At 68.9% G+C, this 17,837-nt stretch carries 12 protein-coding genes; 1 reads left to right on the top strand and 11 read right to left on the bottom strand.

Annotated features, from left to right (window positions below; all coding sequences use genetic code 11):
- Nucleotide 1: 1 nt before the first annotated feature.
- The 10 genes from HMPREF2924_RS02315 to HMPREF2924_RS02270 all read right to left on the bottom strand — a co-directional run bounded on the left by HMPREF2924_RS02315 (nucleotide 2) and on the right by HMPREF2924_RS02270 (nucleotide 15,512).
- On the bottom strand, nucleotides 2–1,168 hold the full coding sequence (locus HMPREF2924_RS02315; RefSeq protein WP_003130292.1) for an MFS transporter: 1,167 nt from the start codon (nucleotides 1,166–1,168) through the stop codon (nucleotides 2–4).
- 91 nt (nucleotides 1,169–1,259) lie between these two features.
- A complete protein-coding gene (locus HMPREF2924_RS02310; protein ID WP_003130295.1) occupies nucleotides 1,260–2,012 on the bottom strand; it encodes an SAM-dependent methyltransferase in 753 nt (250 codons plus the stop codon).
- Between the two features lie 117 nt (nucleotides 2,013–2,129).
- On the bottom strand, nucleotides 2,130–2,369 hold the full coding sequence (locus HMPREF2924_RS02305) for an acyl carrier protein Acp3 (protein ID WP_003106204.1): 240 nt from the start codon (nucleotides 2,367–2,369) through the stop codon (nucleotides 2,130–2,132).
- Nucleotides 2,370–2,382: 13 nt separating this feature from the next.
- Nucleotides 2,383–3,375, bottom strand: a complete 993-nt coding sequence (locus HMPREF2924_RS02300; RefSeq protein ID WP_003130297.1) for a beta-ketoacyl-ACP synthase III — start codon at nucleotides 3,373–3,375, stop codon at nucleotides 2,383–2,385.
- 3 nt (nucleotides 3,376–3,378) lie between these two features.
- Nucleotides 3,379–3,804 (bottom strand): nuclear transport factor 2 family protein, encoded by a 426-nt coding sequence (locus HMPREF2924_RS02295; protein WP_003091711.1) that lies wholly within the window; start codon nucleotides 3,802–3,804, stop codon nucleotides 3,379–3,381.
- Nucleotides 3,801–5,057, bottom strand: coding sequence for a cytochrome P450 family protein (locus HMPREF2924_RS02290; protein WP_004363139.1), 1,257 nt, complete (start codon nucleotides 5,055–5,057; stop codon nucleotides 3,801–3,803). Before HMPREF2924_RS02290 ends, HMPREF2924_RS02295 begins: the two co-directional genes overlap by 4 nt.
- Entirely contained in the window at nucleotides 5,050–5,964 is a 915-nt protein-coding gene (locus tag HMPREF2924_RS02285) for an SDR family NAD(P)-dependent oxidoreductase (RefSeq protein ID WP_003119645.1), read from the bottom strand. The genes HMPREF2924_RS02290 and HMPREF2924_RS02285 overlap by 8 nt, the downstream gene beginning before the upstream one ends.
- 1 nt (nucleotide 5,965) lies before the next feature.
- Nucleotides 5,966–7,294, bottom strand: coding sequence for a condensation domain-containing protein (locus HMPREF2924_RS02280; protein ID WP_074197731.1), 1,329 nt, complete (start codon nucleotides 7,292–7,294; stop codon nucleotides 5,966–5,968).
- Complete coding sequence (locus HMPREF2924_RS02275; RefSeq protein WP_003091709.1) at nucleotides 7,291–8,457, bottom strand: FAD-dependent oxidoreductase; 1,167 nt, start codon at nucleotides 8,455–8,457, stop codon at nucleotides 7,291–7,293. The genes HMPREF2924_RS02280 and HMPREF2924_RS02275 overlap by 4 nt, the downstream gene beginning before the upstream one ends.
- Nucleotides 8,454–15,512, bottom strand: coding sequence for an amino acid adenylation domain-containing protein (locus HMPREF2924_RS02270; RefSeq protein WP_023124677.1), 7,059 nt, complete (start codon nucleotides 15,510–15,512; stop codon nucleotides 8,454–8,456). Before HMPREF2924_RS02270 ends, HMPREF2924_RS02275 begins: the two co-directional genes overlap by 4 nt.
- A gap of 481 nt (nucleotides 15,513–15,993) precedes the next feature.
- Between HMPREF2924_RS02270 and HMPREF2924_RS02265 the strand changes: the two genes are divergently transcribed.
- A complete protein-coding gene (locus HMPREF2924_RS02265; RefSeq protein ID WP_003091706.1) occupies nucleotides 15,994–16,599 on the top strand; it encodes an ATP-dependent Clp protease proteolytic subunit in 606 nt (201 codons plus the stop codon).
- A 344-nt stretch (nucleotides 16,600–16,943) separates the two neighbouring features.
- Here the strand turns inward: HMPREF2924_RS02265 and HMPREF2924_RS02260 are convergent, their stop codons facing one another.
- On the bottom strand, nucleotides 16,944–17,831 hold the full coding sequence (locus HMPREF2924_RS02260; protein ID WP_003091705.1) for a metal-dependent hydrolase: 888 nt from the start codon (nucleotides 17,829–17,831) through the stop codon (nucleotides 16,944–16,946).
- Between the last annotated feature and the right edge of the window lie 6 nt (nucleotides 17,832–17,837).

Below are 17,837 nucleotides of genomic sequence, written 5' to 3'. Positions count from 1 at the left end.
CTCAGCGGCCCAGCGCCCCGCCCACCGGGGCGCGGGCGAAGCGCAGCTCCGGCAGCAGGGTCAGCAGCGCCAGCACCCCGAGGGCCGCGCCGACCCAGAGCGCGCCCTGCAGGCCGAATCCGCCGGCGATGCCCAGGCCGCCGATCCAGGAACCGGCCATCACGCCGAGCATGATGCAGGCAGTGTGCACCGAGTTGACCAGCATGTTGTTATGGCCGACACGTGCGCCGCGGGTCACCAGCGCCGGGTTCATCGACACCCCGGTCAGGCCGATCACCACCAGCGCCGCCACCGCCACCGCCGGAACCTGTCCGAACAGGGCGAAGGCCACCATCGCGGCGATGGCCGCCAGCAGGCCGAAGGCCAGGACCGCGATGGTATGGCGGTCGGCCAGGCGGCCGACGATGTTGTTGCCCACCAGCGTCGCCAGGCCGTAGACCACCAGCAGCAGCGGTACGGTCGAGGCGGAGAAGCCGCTGACCTCGGTGAGGATCGGCACGAAATAGGTGAAGCCGGCGAAGGTGGCGCCGATCAGCAGCAGGCTGGTGGCGTAGACCCACCATAGATGGGCGTTCCTGAACACATTCAGTTCCTCGCGCAGCGAACCGCTGCCCGCCGACCCCGGGATCGCCGGCATCAGCTGCAACACCAGCAGGCCGACCAGCACCGCCACCAGCGCCACCGCGAAGAAGCTCGCGCGCCAGCCGTACCATTCGCCCAGCCAGGTGGCGACGGGCAGGCCGAGCACGGTGCCGACCATCAGGCCTCCGAGCACCAGCGACGAGGCGCGGCCGAACTGGTTGCCTTCGACCAGTTCGGCGCAGGCGGTCAGCGCCACGCCGAAGAAGGCCGCGGCGGCGACCGCGGTGACCAGTCGCGCCGCCACCATCACCGCATAGCCCGGCGCCAGGGCGCCGATGACCTGGCCGACCACGAACAGCGCGATCAGGCCGAGCAGGGCGTTCTTGCGCGGCACGCGGAGCAGGGCGGTGGTCAGCAGCGGGCCGCCGAGCGCCATCGCGCCGGCGTAGAAGGTGACCAGGTAGCCGATCGCGGCGAAGGACACGCCGAATTCGGCGGCCAGCGCCGGCATCAGCCCGGCGACCATGTATTCGCTGGTGGTCAGGGCGAAGATCGCGGCACCGAGCACGTAGACAATCAAAGGCATGTTTCCAGCTCCCGAGCGGTTCAGACGACGATGAAGCGAGCCACGGCGAGCTGCCCGTGCCGTGGCCGCGCGATGAATGCACGACGGCGACTCATGCCGCCGACGAACCGAAGCCCTGGTCGGCGCCTTCGGGCAGCACCGTCACGCAATGGGCGAACAGGTTCGAAGCGCTGCGCACCACGGTCAGCCCGCACTCGGCGAGCAGGGCGTGGAGGCAGGCGCGCGAATACGAGCGCGAGTAGAAGCCGTCGCTGCCGGTGAACACGGTGCCGTCGTCCCGCGCGTGCAGCTCCAGGCCCTGCACCCCGCAACGGCGGTAGTAGCTCTGGCGGACGCGGGTGGCCTCGGCGCTGTCGCCGAACACCGAAACCACCGCCGCCACGCTGCGCTCGGCGAGGGAGTCGAGCAGCCGTTTCGGCTCGCGGAAGTTGCCCAGCAGGTTGAACGGCAGCAGGTACAGCGCGCGCGAGCCGACCGAGGCACCGCGCCTGGTGTGGTTGAGGATGTCGTCGACCACCGTGTCCGCGCGATCGCTCATGCCCTCGCGCTCGATCCGCGTGCGCAGCGTCTCGATCGCCCGCTGGTCGAGGTCGACGCCGAGATAGCGGGCATTGAGCAGGCGCGCGATTTCCAGCGCCCGGCCGTCGTAGCAGCCTAGCTCGACCAGTGCGTCGCAGCGCAGGTAAGCCATCGCCTCGAAGGTCATCAGGCTTTCCATTTGCAACAACGGCAGCACGTCGTCCGGAAAGTTGGCCAGGGTCATTATCGTCCTCGGTCCGAACTCCAGCTCGTAGAAAGCCGACTCCCGATGCGTCCCGATCGTGAGATCCATGTTCTGACTCACCTCTTCCTCCAGCGAATCTCGCTCTGGTGTTGGTTGATCGAAGGCGATGCGCGTTCCCGTGTCCCGGCACCGCCTTCGCCTGGCAGAGAAGCGACGGAACGCCGGCGTTCGCTGGCCTCAGGCGGCGCGGTGCTTCTCGACCAGCTGGAACAGTTCGTCCACCGTTTCCAGCAGGTCGAGTTCGTCGTCGACCCCGGTGACGCCGAACTCCTTGCGCAGCTTCAGCGACAGCTCGCTGACCACCAGCGAATCGAAAGCCAGGTCTTCCATCCTGCTGTCCCGGCTGATTTCCTCCTTCGGCACGCCGCTGGCGACGCTGAGCACGGTGAGGAGATGGTCTTCCATGTCGTTGGGCATTGTTCTTCCCTCTTCAGTCCATTGTCGGAACGATCTTCGGCCAGCGCAGGGCGACCGAACCCCAGGTCAGTCCGGCACCGAAACCGGTGAGGACCATGTTGCCGCCGTCGTGCAGGATGCCTTGGCGCAGGCCGTGGGCCAGGGCCAGGGGAATCGAGGCGGCGACGGTATTGCCCACCTCGGCGATGTTGCTCACCACCCGCTCGACGGGAAGGTCGAGCTGGTCGGCGACCGCCGCGAGGATGCGTGTGTTGGCCTGGTGCGGGACCAGGTGATGGAGGTCCGAAGCTTGCCAGCCGACCCGGTCGAGCACCCGCCGCACCGAGTCGCTCATCTGCGTCACCGCCTGGCCGAACACTGCCTTGCCGTCCATCCGGAAGTAGTTGGAGGCCTGTCCGGAACTGCGTTCGGCGCGACTGACGGCGGGGGTCATCAGCAGGTCGAACTGGTGGCCGTCGCTGCCGAGGTCGAAGGCCAGCAGCGCGCCTTCTTCCTCGGCATCGCCGGCACGCAGCACCACCGCTCCGGCGCCGTCGCCGAACAGTGCGCGGGTCGAGCGATCGGCGGGGTCGAGGGTATGGCTGAAAGTGTCCACCCCGACCAGCAGAGCGCTGTCCGCCAGCCCGGCGCTGATCAGCGAGCCGACGCTGGCCAGGCCGTAGACGAAGCCGGTGCAGGCGGCGGACAGGTCGAACGCGAGCGCGCCGACCAACCCCAGGCGCGCCGCGACCCTGGGCGCGGTGGCCGGGCAGCAGAAGTCGCCGGTGCTGGTTGCCAGCACCACCGCATCGACTCGCTCCAGCCCCGCCGAGGCGAGCGCGGCGGAGGCCGCCCGCAGGGCCAGGTCGCCGCTGCCGAGGTCGCCGGCGATATGCCGCTGGCGCACGCCGGTGCGGCTGCTGATCCAGGCGTCGGAAGTGTCCAGCTCGGCGGCGAGCATGTCGTTGCTGAGCACGGCCTCGGGCAGGTAGCTGCCCAGGCCGCAGACCACGGCGGCGCGCGGCATGGCTCAGGCTCCCTGGACGATCTTGGCGGCGGCCTCGACCCCGCCCAGGGCCTCGAGGTGCCGCAGCGGATTCCAGAAGTCGCGGTAGAGCAGGATCTGGCCGTCGCGGGTGCGCAGCACCGAGATGTAGTCCTGCGCCAGCTTGCCGCCGGAAACGGTGGCCACGCCGTCGCCATGGAATTCGCCGATGGCCAGGTCGGGGTCGGCGGTCTCGTAGAACTGCACGTCGGTGAAGCGCACGGTCAGGTGCTCGGGAAACAGGCGCATATGCGCCCAGATGGTTTCGCGGCCCTCGAAGCGGGTCTTCCAGCCTGGCGGGGCGTAGGGGAATTCGAGTACGCCTTCCGGATGGAACAGGTCGCACCAGCCACGGGCATCGCCGTTTTCCAGGAGGCGCAGGCTGTGGACGAGAATTTCCTTGGCATTCATTGGACGATCCTCTCGATCGGGTTGGCGTGGGAGGCGGTGTTCGCCGGGGCGCTGCATCCGGTGCGCACCGGCACGCTGATCAGGGCGCGGAGGAAGGTGATCGGCAGCCATTGCAGTTCCGCGTGGGGCACCGCCAACTGGAGGTCGGGGAAGCGCGCGAGCAGGCGCTGGATGGCGATCCGCCCCTCCAGCCGGGCCAGCGAGGCGCCGACGCAGTAGTGCACGCCGAAGCCGTAGCCGAGATGGCCATCGGTGTTGCGGGTGAGGTAGAGGCGGTCGGGATCGTCGAAGCGCTCGGCGTCGTGGTTGGCGGTCAGGTTGGAGACCAGGATGTATTCGCCGGCGGGAATGGTGACCCCGTCCAGTTCCACGTCTTCCACGGTGAAGCGCAACATCGAGGCGCGCACCGGGCTGTCGTGGCGGACCAGTTCTTCCATGGCGTTGGGCAGGAGTTCCGGCTGCGCCCGCAGCAACGCCAGTTGCTCCGGGTTGACCAGCAGGGTGACCAGCGCGTTGCCGATCATGTTCATGGTGGTCTCGAAGCCGCTCATCATCAGCAGGTGGGCCATGGAGACGAGTTCCGCCTCGCTCAGTTGGCCGCTCTCGTCGGCGGCCTGCACCAGCCCGCTGTAGACGTCGTCGGCCGGCTGCCGGCGCTTGGCCTCGAGCAGCACGCGCAGGTAGTCGACCTGCGCATCGGCCAGGGCCTGGGCCTCCTCCGGCGACAGCAGTTCCGCCTGGCGCTCCCAGGACTGGCGGGCGTGTTCGCGCTCGGCCTCGGGAATGCCCAGCAGCTCGAAGATCACCGCGATGGTCAGCGGGATCGCGAAGTCGGCCATCAGGTCGGCCTGTTCGCGGCCGGCCATGGCGTCCAGCAATTCCTCGGTGATCCGTTCTATATGCGGTTGCAGGCGCTCCACCTGGCGCGGGGTGAACGCGCGGCCGACCAGCGAGCGCAGGCGGGTATGGTCCGGCGGGTCGAGGTTGAGCATGTGGTGGCTGAGTCCCTCGCCGATCCCCGCGCGCGGGCTGCCGGTACGCTTCGCGTAGAGTTCGGCGGCCTGCCGGGCGTCGCGGCGGACGCCCGGATGGTTGAGGACCTTGCGCGCGTCGCGATAGCGCGTCACCACCCACACCGGATGCTCGGCGGCGCGATGCGCGGGACGCGGCGCGCCGTCCACCTGCAGGCCGTCGTAGAGCGCGTGCAGTGGCGAGATCAGTTCCTCGCCCAGTCTCAGTTTGCGATCAGGCACGTTGCTCCTCCTTCGCCGCCGGGGCGGCGGTGACGATGGGGCGGAACATCCCGTCGATCACGCTATCGGGCAGCAGCCGCGCCAGCAGGGTGCCGCGGCGCACGTCGGCGCCGACCCGGTAGCGGGTCCGCGGCTTGGCCGCGGTGAGCGCGGCATGCACCGCGGCGGCGACGTCGGCGGGCTTGGTCGCGCTGTTGCGCGCGCCGTCCTCGTTGGCCTGGAGGAAGCGCAGGTAGGTATCGCGATAGAGGTCGGCGACGGCGTCGGGGGCGTCGGCCAGGGCGCGCTCGCCCTCGCTGGCGATCTTGCCCCAGATCGGCGTCCAGATCGCCCCGGGGCTGACCACCGAGACCTGGATGCCCATGGGCGCCAGCTCGCGGCGCAGGGCGTCGCTCACTCCCTCCTTGGCGAACTGCGCGGCGGAGTAGGCGCCCAGGTAGGGAATGGCGACCGAGCCGAGGCCCGAGGTGACGTTCACCAGGCGCGCCGCGCCGCCACGGCGCAGCAGCGGCAGGATCGCCCGGGTCACCGCGAGCTGGCCGATCAGGTTGACTTCCAGCTGGCGCCGCAGCAGGTCGCTGGAGACGCATTCCAGCGGCGCGGAAATGCAGATCCCGGCGTTGTTCACCAGGCCCCAGAGCCCGGTATCGCCGACTTTCTCCGCCACCTGCGCGGCGGCCCGGCCAATGGATTCCTCGTCGGTGACATCGATCAGCAGCGTGCTGATCCGGCCGGACGGGCAGGCGTTCGCCAGGCGCTCGCCATCCTCCTGGCGGCGCACCCCGGCGATCACCTGGAAACCCTGTTCGGCCAGGTGCAGCGCGGTTTCCCGGCCGAGGCCGCTGGAGGCGCCGGTGATCAGCACGTGGCGGCCCTGGGGCGAGAGAGGTTTGCTGGTGAAAAACATGTCATTGCTCCTCGAGGGCGGATCGTTGGGGGGCGTGGATCGCCGACAGCAGGGTGCCCAGGCAATCTTCGGCCAGGCGTTCGGCGCGTTCGCCGGGGACCGCTCCGTCGATATAGGTGAAGTTCCAGAACAGCCGGCCATGGCTGGAGTTGATGGCGGCCACGAAGTAGCCGTTCACCGAGATGCCGGTGAGGAACTGCGCGTCGGAGAGGCGCAAGGCGCCGATCCGCTCGGGGAACGGATAGCGACCGATGTTGGAGGAGCACAGGTTGATCGGCCCTTCGGCTTCCATGAAGGCCATGAATGGCCGCGCGTCGGCCATGCAGCGCGGCGCAGCGCTGGCGACCAGGGTGACCAGGTTGAAATGATGGCCCTGGCGACGGCGTTCGCCGAGGTCGTCGGTGAGCGCGCGGGCGACCTCCCAGAACGGTCGGGCGATGTCCAGCACCACCGGTACCGTGGCGACGTAGGTGCCTACTTCGTCGGGGCGCACCGGCGGCTCCAGTTCGTCGCGGAAGTCGATCGGCGAGCCGATGGCGATGTGGCTCGGGCGGCGCTGGTGGTCGTGGCCGGCGGCGATGGCCAGCGCCGCGGTCAGCGCGCCGTGTACCGTGGTGCCGTGTTCGCGGGCGCGTCGTTGCAGCTGTTCCAGCTGCGCGCCGTCCAGCTCCCGGTGCAGCAGGCGGGTACGCCGCGCTTCCAGCGGCACCGGGTTGCTCGGCTCGATCCGGCCCGGGCGGTGGCGGCCGACCAGCGCTTCGTCCTGGGCGGTCTGCTCGGCCAGGCGCGCCGCGCCTTCGTCGCCGGTGAAGCGGCGCGGACGCAGATCCTCCGCCGGCGGCAGGGCGCTGGCGGTCCAGGGTTGCGCGGCGGGGTCGGCGGCCAGGGTCAGCCATTGTTCGGCGAGGGTCAGCACGGTAGTGCCGTCGGCGATGATGTGCGGTACCACGACCAGCAGGTCGTGGGCGCCGGCGTCGGTGGCGATCGCCACGGTACGGATCAGTGGCCCGCTGTCCGGATCGATGCGTTCCGGCAATTCGCGCTCGTTGATTTCCCGCAGCCATTGCTCCTCGTCGCCGCCGCGCACCTCGCGCAGCGGGATGGGCCGCTCGCAGGGCACCCAGCGCGGGTCGAGCCCGGCATCGTGCTCGATCCGCGCGCGCAGCAGCGGATGCCGCGCCTGCAGCGCGTCGAGGCCGCGGCGCAGGTCGTCGATGGACAACTGGCCATGGACCCGCACCCGGGAAATCACGTTCAGCGCGGAGAACTGGTCGCTGAGCCAGTACCAGCGTTCCACCGCGGACAGCGGGCGTCGTATCTCGGCCATCATTCGACTCCTGGGAAGGTCAGTGCCAGTTCGTTCTGCCGGGCGAAGGTTCGCTCCGGAGCGAAGCGGAAGTAGAGATCGCGGGCGACGGTGCGCAGCGGATGCTCCAACTGCTCAATGCGGCTCAGCGCCCGCGAGGTCTCGACCATCGCCCTGGCGCGGTCGCGACGGCGGTTCTCGTAGGCGCGCAGGGCGGCTTGCGGGTCGTCGATGGTGGCCAGGCAGTGGGCCAGCACCGCGGCGTCTTCGATGGCGATGGCGGCGCCCTGGCCGAGGCTGGTCAGCATCGGATGCGCGGCATCGCCGAGCAGGGTCACCGGGCCGTCGCCCCAGCGCTCCAGGAACGGTCGGTCCTGGGCCGGCAGGCTGCTGATGTCGGCCTCCGGGGTCGCCTCGATGACCGCCTGCACTTCGTCGGCCCAGCCGGCGTAGAGGCGCTGGATGCCCGCCTTGCCGCCGCGCCAGTCCTTCGCCTGTTCGGCCGGCATGTTGCGGGTGCCCCACCAATAGACGTTGCCTTCGCCGATGTCGGCGAGACCAAAGCGCTGCCCACGGCCCCAGTAATGGGCGACGTAGCCCGGCGTCACCTTCGGATGGCGGAACGCCGGCGTGGCGCGCCAGATCACGTAGTGCCAGTCGGTGGGACGCTCCGGGCCGGTCATGGTGGCGCGGATCGCCGAGTTGAAGCCGTCGGCGCCGATCAGCACGTCGGCGTGCACTTCGCGGCCGTCGCTGCAGAGCACGGTGACGCCTTCGCCGTCGGCGTGGCGCAGGTAGCCGGTGGCGCTCACGCCCAGTTCGATGCGGCAGTCGCGGGCCTGTTCCAGCAGCGCCTGCTGCAGGCTCGCGCGGTGGATCGCCAGGCTCGGCTGGCCGAGCTGGCGGGCCAGGCCGCCGAAGTCGATGGCGCGGATCGGTCGCCCGCGCCGGGTGAGGAACCGTAGCGAGTCGAAGGCCTGGGCGCGGGTAAGGTCAGGGCGCACGCCGACCCTCTCCAGGGCGGTCAGCGCGTTGGGCATCAGCGACAGCGCCGAGCCGACCGCGCGCAGCTCCCTGGCCCGCTCGTAGAGTTCGACCTCGAAGCCGGCGGCCTTCAGGCAGGCGGCCGCGGCGAGCCCGCCGATGCCGGCGCCGGCGATGACGATCTTCAGGGGATGTCTGCTCATGGGCGGGTCCGTTCGCTGGAGGTGGAGGGTTCGAGCAACGCGGCGATCTCTGCCGCGACCGTCTCGACATAGGGTTCTTTCATCAGCACCAGGTGGTCGCCGGGTACGTCGATCACATCGAGGCGGCCGCTGGTCCAGTGCTGCCAGCCGTTCTTCGGGTCGCCGTAGTGGGTGCCGGCGGCGTCGTGCATCGGCTTCAGCGCCAGCGGCAGCGGGCCGTCCGCGCGCAGCAGGGTCATGTCCTGGTCGCTGACTTCCGGGCGATAGCCGATGAGTGCCTGCCAGCTCGCCCGGAACAGCTCGTAGAGCCGCTGCACGGTGGCGCGCGGGGTGCCGGCGGGAAGTACGCCGGCCTCGATGGCGCGTTCGACGATGTGGTCGAGTTTCTGCTCCAGGCTCGCGCCTTCAGGCAGCGGCTCGACTTCCTCGTCGCTGCGCTCGAACCAGACCAGTTCCCAGTAGAAGAACAGCAGCAGGGCTTCGTCGCTGGCGCTGCCGGCGTGGTTGCGGTCGACGGTGATGGAGTCGAGCACGATCAGTTGGGCGACCGCCTGCGGGTCGAGCGCGCGCAGTTGCCGGGCCATCTCGTAGGCGACGAAGCCGCCGAACGACCAGCCGCCGAGGTAATAGGGGCCTTCCGGCTGCACCCGGCGGATCGCCGCGAGGTAACTGGCGGCGATGTCCTCGAGGACCGCCAGCGGCGTACTGCCCTGGCCGGTGCCGGCCGCCTGCAGGGCATATACCGGCTGGTCCGGCGGCAGTGCGCGGACCAGCGGCAGGTAGCAGAGTACGTGGCCGCCGAGCGGGTGGACGAGGAACAGAGGCGGGCGGCTGCCGCCGGCACGGATCGGTACCAGCGGGTCGAAGGCGCGCACCGCCGAGCGTTCCCGCAGGCGTTCGGCCAGGCCCTCCACGGTCGGCGTCTCGATCAGCGCGGCCATCGGCAGGTCGACGCCATAGCGCTTCTCGATCAGCAGCATGAAGCGCATCGCGCTGAGCGAGGTGCCGCCGAGGTCGAAGAAGCTGTCGCGGATGCCTACCCGGGGACGATCCAGCAACTCGCCGAGGAGTCCGGCCAGGGTGCGCTCGTAGTCGTCGCGCGGGGCCAGGTACTCGATGTTCGACCCGTGCTCCAGCGGCAGCGCGCGCAGGGCGGCGTCGTCGCGCTTGCCGCTGGGAGTGAGGGCGAAGCCGTCGACCCAGGCGAAGTGCGCCGGCACCATGTGTTCCGGCAGTTCGCTGCGCAGCGCCTGCTTCAGTTCGGCGAGATCCACCGCCTCGGGCTCGCCGAGCAGGAAGGCAGCGAGGAATGCATCGTTGCCCTGGCGCTCGCGAGCCACCACCGCCGCGCCGCGCAGGTCCGGCTGGCGCTCGGCCTGGCGCATGATCGCCAGCTCGACCTCGGCCGGCTCGATGCGGAAGCCGCGGACCTTGACCTGGGTATCGGCGCGGCCGAGCCAGACGATCTCGCCGTTGCCGAGGATGCGACCGAGGTCGCCGGTGCGGTAGAGCCTGGCGCCGGGGCGCCAGGGATGTTCGACGAAGCGCTCGGCGGTGAGTTCGGGGGCGCGGTGGTAGCCGCGCGCGAGGCAGTCGCCGCCGAAGTACAGCTCGCCGGTAACGCCGACCGGTACCGGGCGCAGCGCGGCGTCGAGCACCTGCACCTCGACCCCATCCAGCGGCCGGCCGATCGGCGGCAGGTCCGGGTAGTGCGCCGGATCGCCGCTCAGCGAGTGGTAGGTGACCTGGTGCGTTTCGGTGGGACCGTACTGGTTCTCCAGCAGCAGCCCGGGCATCGCCGCGCAGAACGTGCGGACGTCTTCGGTGATGCGCAACTGCTCGCCGGAGGACACCACCACGCGCAGGGCGCCGGGGCGTACGCCCAGGGTGTTGGAGGCCTCGGCGAGGCGTTGCAGGGCGACGAAGGGCAACAGCACGCGCTGGACCTGGCGGCGTTCGAGGACATGCAGCAGCGCGGAGGGGTCCATCCGCTCGCGGTTGGAGATGAGTTGCAGCTCGCCGCCGCCGCACAGCGTGGAGAAGATCTCCTGGAAGGCCATGTCGAAGCTCAGCGGCGCGAACTGCAGGGTGCGCAGCCCCGGTACGCCGCTGGCGACGCGCAATTGCCACTGGGTGTAGTTGGCCCACATCCGGTGGCTAAGCTCGACGCCCTTCGGCCGCCCGGTGGAACCGGAGGTGAACAGCAGCATGGCCAGCTCGTCGAGCTGCGGCGCGGCGAAGGTCTCGGGCTCGATGTCGGCGACCAGTTCCTCTACCGGCAGCACCCGTTCCGCCGCGGCGACATGGGCGTGCTCGGGATGCGCGACCACCCGGAACGGCTGTGCGGTCTCCAGGATCAGCGCCAGGCGCTGCGCGGGATAGCTGACGTCCAGCGGCACGCAGACCAGGCCGGCGCGCAGGATGCCCCAGATCGTCGCGATCATCTCCGGCGAACGGTTCAGCGCCACTCCGATCGCATCGCCGCGGCGCGCGCCGGCGCGGACCAGGCGGGTGGCCACGGAGCGCGCCACATGGTCGAGGTCGCGATAGGTCCAGCGTTGCTCCTCGAAGGCCAGCGCGGCGCTGCCTGGCAGCGCCTCGACCTGGCGTTCGAACAGGCTGACGACGTCGACCAGCGGCTCGGGCTGGGAAGCGGCGTCGCGGCGAGGGGCGAGGAAGGCGAAGTCGGCGGCTTCGTCGGGATGCTCGGCGAGGCGCCACAGGAGTTCGACGAAGGTCGCGCCGATCAGCGCGGCCTGGCTGCGGCTGATGCCGCGGCCGTCGCTGTCGATGCGCAGGTACATGCCGTCGCTGGGCGTGGCGATCACGTTGACCAGCAGGGCGAAGTTGGTTTCTTCCCAGACGCGGAAGTCGCGCAATTGCCACAGCGGTTCGAGGACATGCAGGTTGACGTAGTTGAAGGCGCTGCTCAGTTCGTCGCCGACGATCTGCTGGATGGCGCTGAGCGGATAGCGGCGGTGGGCGTGTCCGTCGCGCTCCTGGCGGAACAGTGCATCGGCTACCTCGATCCAGCTATGCCCGGCAATCTCCGAGCGGACCGGCACGGTATTCAGGAACAGGCCGACCATGCGGTCGGCGTCGGGCAGTTCGGGGCGGCCGTTGCTGATCGCGCCGGTGACCACGCTGTCGCTGCGGGAGAACAGATGCAGGGTCAGGCAATGGGCGGCGAGCAGCAGCGATTTCAACGGCAGTCCGCGTTGCGCCGCAGTGGCCTTGAGTCGTTCGAGCAGCCCGTCCGGCAGCGCTTCGCGATGGCTGGCCGGACCTTGCGCGGCTTGCTGCTCGTGGGCGCCGAAGCCGTCGAGGCGGGTCATCCTCGCGCCCTCCAGCAGCCCGGTCCAGTACCCCACGGCGGCCGGCGAAGCCAGCGCGGCCAGCTCCTCGCGGACATGGCAGGCCAGCGCCGGCGCGGGGCCCGGCAGCGGCTCGCCACGGTAGGCGGCGACCAGCGCGACGATCAGGTTGGCCACGCTCCAGCCGTCGAGGATCGCATGGTGGAAGCTGAACACCAGGTCCAGGCCGTCCTCGCGGACGAACGCGGCGAACAGGAACAGCCCGGGCTGTTGCAGCGAATAGCGATGGAAGCGGCGTTGGCGGATGTGCTCGTCGAGCACCGTCCCGGCCTCCGGGTTGCCGCGCAGGTCCAGGATCAGCGGTTCGCTGCGCGCCTGGGTATGCACCAGTTGCAGCGGTTCGGATGCACCGCTGAGATCGAACGACGAACGCAGCGCGGGATAGGCGGCGACCACCCGGTCCAGCGCGTGGCGGAACGCGGCTTCGTCCCAGGCCAGGTCGAAGCGGTAGTGGAACACGTCGTGGTAGACCGACGAGTCGGGGCGCTGGCGGCTATGGAAGAGCAGGCCGAGACTCAGCCGGCTGGTCGGGAAGGCGTCCTCCAGCCCTTCCAGGCGCGGCTTGTCGACTTCGGAAACCAGTTCGAAGGGCTGGTAGCTTCGCTCCGCGAGCGGACGCACCAGGCGCTCGGCGAGGCCCGCCACCGTCGGGTTGCGCATCAGGTCGGCGAGTTCGAAGCCCAGGCCGCGCCGCTGTGCGGCGGCGCGGATGCGCAGCATCAGGATCGAGTCGCCGCCGAGGGCGTAGAAGTCGTCGTGCACGCCGACCTCCGCCACGCCGAGGACATCGGCCCACACCGCCGCCAGTTCGGCCTCGGTCGCCGTGCGCGGCGCAACCGCCGCCACCTGTTCCGGCGGTGCCGGCAGTTGCCGGCGGTCGAGCTTGCCGTTGGCGCTGAGCGGGAGGCTGTCGATGCGCACGAAGAAGGCTGGCAGCATGAAGTCCGGCAGCGTCGCCGAAAGTCCGGCGCGCAATTGACCGGGGTCGAGTTCCGCCGCAGCCACGTAGTAGCCGACCAGGTGCGTGCCGCGTACCGCCGAATCGCGTGCCACGACCGCGGCGTCGCGTACGCCGGGAAGCGCGGCGAGGCGGTCGCGTACTTCGTCGGGTTCGACCCGGTTGCCGCGGATCTTCACCTGGTCGTCGGCGCGGCCGAGGTATTCGAGGTTGCCGTCGGCCAGCCAGCGGGCCAGGTCGCCGGTACGGTAGAGACGGCCGCCGGCGACGAAGGGGTCGGCGAGGAAGCGCTCGGCGTTCAACTCCGGCCGGTTCAGGTAGCCGCGGGCGACGCCGACGCCTCCTATATATAGCTCGCCGACGGCGCCGAGGGGCTGCGGCCTGAGCGCGCGGTCGAGGACGTACAGGCGCAGGTTGTCGATCGGCCGGCCGATCGGGACCCGCGTGGGGTTGTCGCTGGCGCACTCATGGTCGGACACGTCGACGGTGGCCTCGGTCGGTCCGTACAGGTTGACCAGTCGCACGGCGTCGCCGAACAGCCGGCGGAAGCGCGCGACCTGCAACGGCGCGAGGGCTTCGCCGCTGCAGAACACCAGGCGCAGCGAGCTTGCCGCCGTGCGGGCGGTCGGGTCGCCGTCGAGCAGGTCGAGGAACGGCGTCAGCATCGACGGCACGAAGTGGATGACCGTGACCGCGTCGCGCTGGATGCTCCGCAACATTTCCCGCGGGTCCTTCTCGGCGCCGGGCGGCAACAGCGACAGGCGGGCGCCGGTGAAACTCCACCAGAACAGTTCCCAGACGGACACGTCGAACGTCACCGGAGTCTTTTGCAGAAGCACGTCGCGTTCGCCGATCGGATAACGACGCTGCATCCAGTTCAGGCGGTTGACCACCGAGCGGTGTTCGACCATCACGCCCTTGGGCATGCCGGTCGAACCGGAGGTATAGATGACATAGGCCAGGTCGCCGGGCGCCACGTTGGCCGCCGGCAGGTCGCCGGTGCTCTGCGGCAGGCGTTCGAGGTGCAGCACGCGCGTCTCGCCGAGGCTCTCGCCGAGTGTCGCTGCGCGCTCGTCCACCAGCACCACGCGGGCACCGCAGTCTTCCAACAGCAGGCGGACGCGCTCCAGGGGATGGTCGGGATTGATCGGCACATAGGCGCCGCCGGCGCGCTGCACGCCGAGGATCGCCGGCAGCAGGTGGGGACCGCGGGCGACCAGTAGTGCTACCCGCTCGTCGGCGCTAACACCCGCTGCGCGCAAGGCGTCGGCCACGGCCTGGACCTTGGCGTCCAGCTCGGCATAGCTGAGCGTGCCGCCGTCGGCTTCCAGCAGCGCGGTGCGTTGCGGGGTGCGTGCCACCTGCTCGGCAAACAGCGTGGGCAGGGTAGCCTGCTCGGGGAATGCCTGGTCGGTGGCGTTGCGGGTGTGGATCAGTTCCTCGCGCTCGGCGGCCGACAGCGGATCGAGTTCGCCGAGGCGGCGCTCGCCGCCCTCCACCAGGGCGCGCAGGAAGGTTTCGATATGCCGCGCCGCGGCGTCCATGGGGAAGTCGGCGTCGAACACATCGCAGGCGTATTCGAAATCCACCTGCGCGTCGCTGTGCCCGTCGAACTCGGAGACCCAGATGGCCAACGCGTCCGGGTCATGGGCGTGGGTCTGCGCCACGGTCTCGACGCTGGCGTTCGGGATCGCCTGGGCGGCGGGCCAGCGCATGTAGGAAAGGGTGGTGTCGAACAGTGGCGAGGCGCCGCGCAACAGGTCGCCGAGGGGCATCTTCTGGTGGCGCAGCAGCGTCCGGGTCGCCTCGCGCAACTGCGCCAGGAACTCGTCGACGGTCTGTTCCGGCGCGGTGCGGATGCGTAGCGGCAGGGTATTGGCGAAGTGCCCGACCACTTGCTTGGCCGCGCGGTCGGCGCGGTTCAGCACCGGTACGCCGAGGACCACGTCGTCGTTCTGGTGGATCCGCGCCAGGTACAGCGCCACGGCGGCGGAGAGGAACAGGAAGGGCGATTCGCCGCGATCGCGGATCGCGTCGAGCAGCGCGCGTTCCAGCGTCAGCCTGTGGCGCGCGGTGCGGCGCAGCCCGGCCGGGCGCCTGCGGGTGAAGAGGGCCGGCTCCAGGCCCTCCAGGGCCTCGGCGAAATAGGCGCGGTCGCCGCGGTACTGTTCCGAACCGGAGTAGTCGTCGGTCTCGAGCTGCGCCAGGAGGGAAGCCGTCGGCATCTGCGCCTGCGGCTCGCCTAGCTCGCCCAGGTAGCCGGCGCGCACCCGGCTGAGGAATAGCTGCAGGCCCCAGGCGTCGCTGACGATATGGTGGGTGCGCACGTAGACGTAGAGCGCCTGGTCGCTATGCAGCAGGGCCAGGTCCACCAGGCTGCGGCCGTCCAGCGGGTAGGCGTGACGGAAGGCGTCGCGCAGCCAGGATCGCACGGCGGCCTCGGGGTCGCGGTCGGCGCGCAGGTCGACGTGGCGCGCCTCGAACTCGGCATCCGTGTCCAGCCACTGGTACGGCGTACCGTCCGTCTCGCCGAGGCGCAGACGGAACGCCTCGGTGTCTCGCGCCGCCTGCAGCAGCGCCCGTTCCAGGGCCTGGGTATCGACCTCGCCGGTGAAGCGGTCGTAGCTGAAGATGGTGTACTGGTCGAGTTCCGGAAACTGCGCGGCGGCGACCCAGATGTCCCGTTGGTAGGGCGATAGCGGCAAGCGAGCGAAACGAACCATCCCTGCGTCCTCTTCAACAATCCATCGATTCGGCGAACACGGGCACCGCACGCCTCGCCGGACAGGTTCCACCCGTCGACGGTTCAGCGCGCCGTAGCCAGCGTGGTTGGCAGGGAAGCGGCGGCACCCGAAGCAAGAGCGGGGTGTACTATTACTTTTGGCAGGCTCGAAGAAATAGCTGTTAATTCTTGCAGGGTAGCCGCGTTGTTAACTGTTAATTCTGGTAGGTAATTACGAGGCAACTTACAAATCTGTTAGGTTCCGGGAAACGTGCGTCGCGGCCCTGTATGGCTATGCTTCACGAGATTACCTTCGCCGGTCTTTTCGAAGTTGAAGCAAGCCTTTCGAAAGTGTCTGGCTGATGCATAATGGGCCGCTCGGAAGAGGCGCATTAACGGATATATATCCGCGCCCTGGCGAACAACGAACGCATGCCCTGAAAGGTTTGCCGGATGGATTACCAACAGTTCCAGGAGGTTGCATGAAAACCGATGACAAGGACCGCGAAGGCGGCGACTCCCACGGCGCCATCGGCGCCAAGCTGATGGAGTACGCGCTCAAGGTCAGGAAGGTGTTCGTCACCGGCGGGGTCGACGAGAAGATGGCCAAGGACGTCGTCCAGCAGCTGCACATCCTCGCCTCGATCAGCGACGATCCGATCTACATGTTCGTCAATTCCCCGGGTGGCCACGTCGAGTCCGGCGACATGATCTTCGACGCGATCCGCTTCATCACACCGAAGGTCATCATGATCGGTTCCGGCAGCGTAGCCAGCGCCGGCGCGCTGATCTACGCCGCGGCGGACAAGGAAAACCGCTATTCGCTGCCCAATACCCGCTTCCTTCTGCACCAGCCGTCGGGCGGCATCCAGGGGCCGGCGAGCAACATCGAGATCTACCGCCGCGAGATCGTGCGGATGAAGGAACGCCTCGACCGGATCTTCGCCGAAGCCACCGGGCAGACGCCGGAGAAGATCAGCGCCGACACCGAGCGCGACTTCTGGCTGAACGCGGAAGAAGCCGTGCAGTACGGCCTGGTCAACAAGATCATCGTTTCGGAACGGGAGATCACGCTGCCTGGCCAGTGAGTCACCGCAGGTCGGACAAATACGAAGGCGGGCGCGAAGAGCGTATTTCTCGATTCTCTTCTCGCTCGCTTTTCTTTCTTTAATTTCCGATCGATAGGGTAACTTTTCTTACTTTTATTTTGCTTGTCTTCAAAATGCCATCAGAAGAATGGCTGGCTTTTTGCAAAGTCTCGCCTCACGCGCCCGTTATTTTCAATCATTCTATCGAGCACCATTTTTCAGGCTTACGGAAATTACCTTCCGTCTGCCGGCCTTGTTTGACGTCGACCTGACGTAAGCAATGGGCAAGCGCCGCGAAAGTTTCAACTTTCGCGGCGCTTGCCGGTATTTCCAGTGAATTGTTTTCAGGCGTTCGCCGCGCGCCGGGCCGCCGGCGAGTTGGCCAGGTATTCCAGGGCTTCCTGGGTATTCGCCTCGTGCTCGGGGTGGTACCAGGGATTGAAGTAACGGGCGACGTCGCGGAAGGTGTGCGCGAGGTTCGGCAGCAGGCCCTGCTTGCCGAGCCGCCACCAGGTTCGTAGGAATCCCTGGCGCTTGGCGCCGCGCAGGCTCGGGTCCTGGTCGAGGAGGGTGCGGGTGCCGTCGGCGAGCAGGTAGACCAGTATCGCGATGACCAACAGCATGGTCAGTTGCCGGGTGACGAAGCTGCCGCCCAGGTGCACGTGCAGGTCGTGGGCGACGCTGCGGTGCTCGACTTCCTCGGCGCCGTGCCAGCGCAGCAGGTCGAGCATCACCGGGTCGCTGCCGCGGCGATCCAGCTCCCGGGCCTCCAGCACCCACTTGCCGAGCACGCAGGTGAAATGCTCCACCGCGGCGATGATCGCGCAGCGCTGGCGCAGCCACCAGCCGTCGAGGGCGCGGGTCAGGCGGTTCTGCCCCAGCGGGTAGTCGCAGAGCAGGCGTTCGAAAAGGAAATCCATCTTGTCGGTGAACGGCTTGGAGTCGATGTCGAACCTGCTCAGGTAGCGCTGGATCGCGCCGTCGTGGGCCCGCGAATGCATCGCTTCCTGGCGGATGAAACCCTGCACGTCGTCGCGCAGGCGGGCGTCGCTAACCAACGGCAGGGCCTTGTTGTAGAGGCGGCAGAACCACAGTTCGCCCGAAGGCAGGAGCATGTGCAGGACGTTCATCACCTGGGACGCTTCCGCTTCGCCGGGAACCCAGTGCAGGGGTGTATCGCTGAAGTCGAAGCGGACCTTGCGCTGGACCAGCTTGTGGTGGAATTCGCTCATGGCAGG

Origin of the sequence: Pseudomonas sp. HMSC063H08 (assembly GCF_001813645.1) — a bacterium.
In the GTDB taxonomy this organism is placed as follows: domain Bacteria; phylum Pseudomonadota; class Gammaproteobacteria; order Pseudomonadales; family Pseudomonadaceae; genus Pseudomonas; species Pseudomonas aeruginosa.
This window is presented reverse-complemented; position numbering and strand designations above follow the sequence as displayed.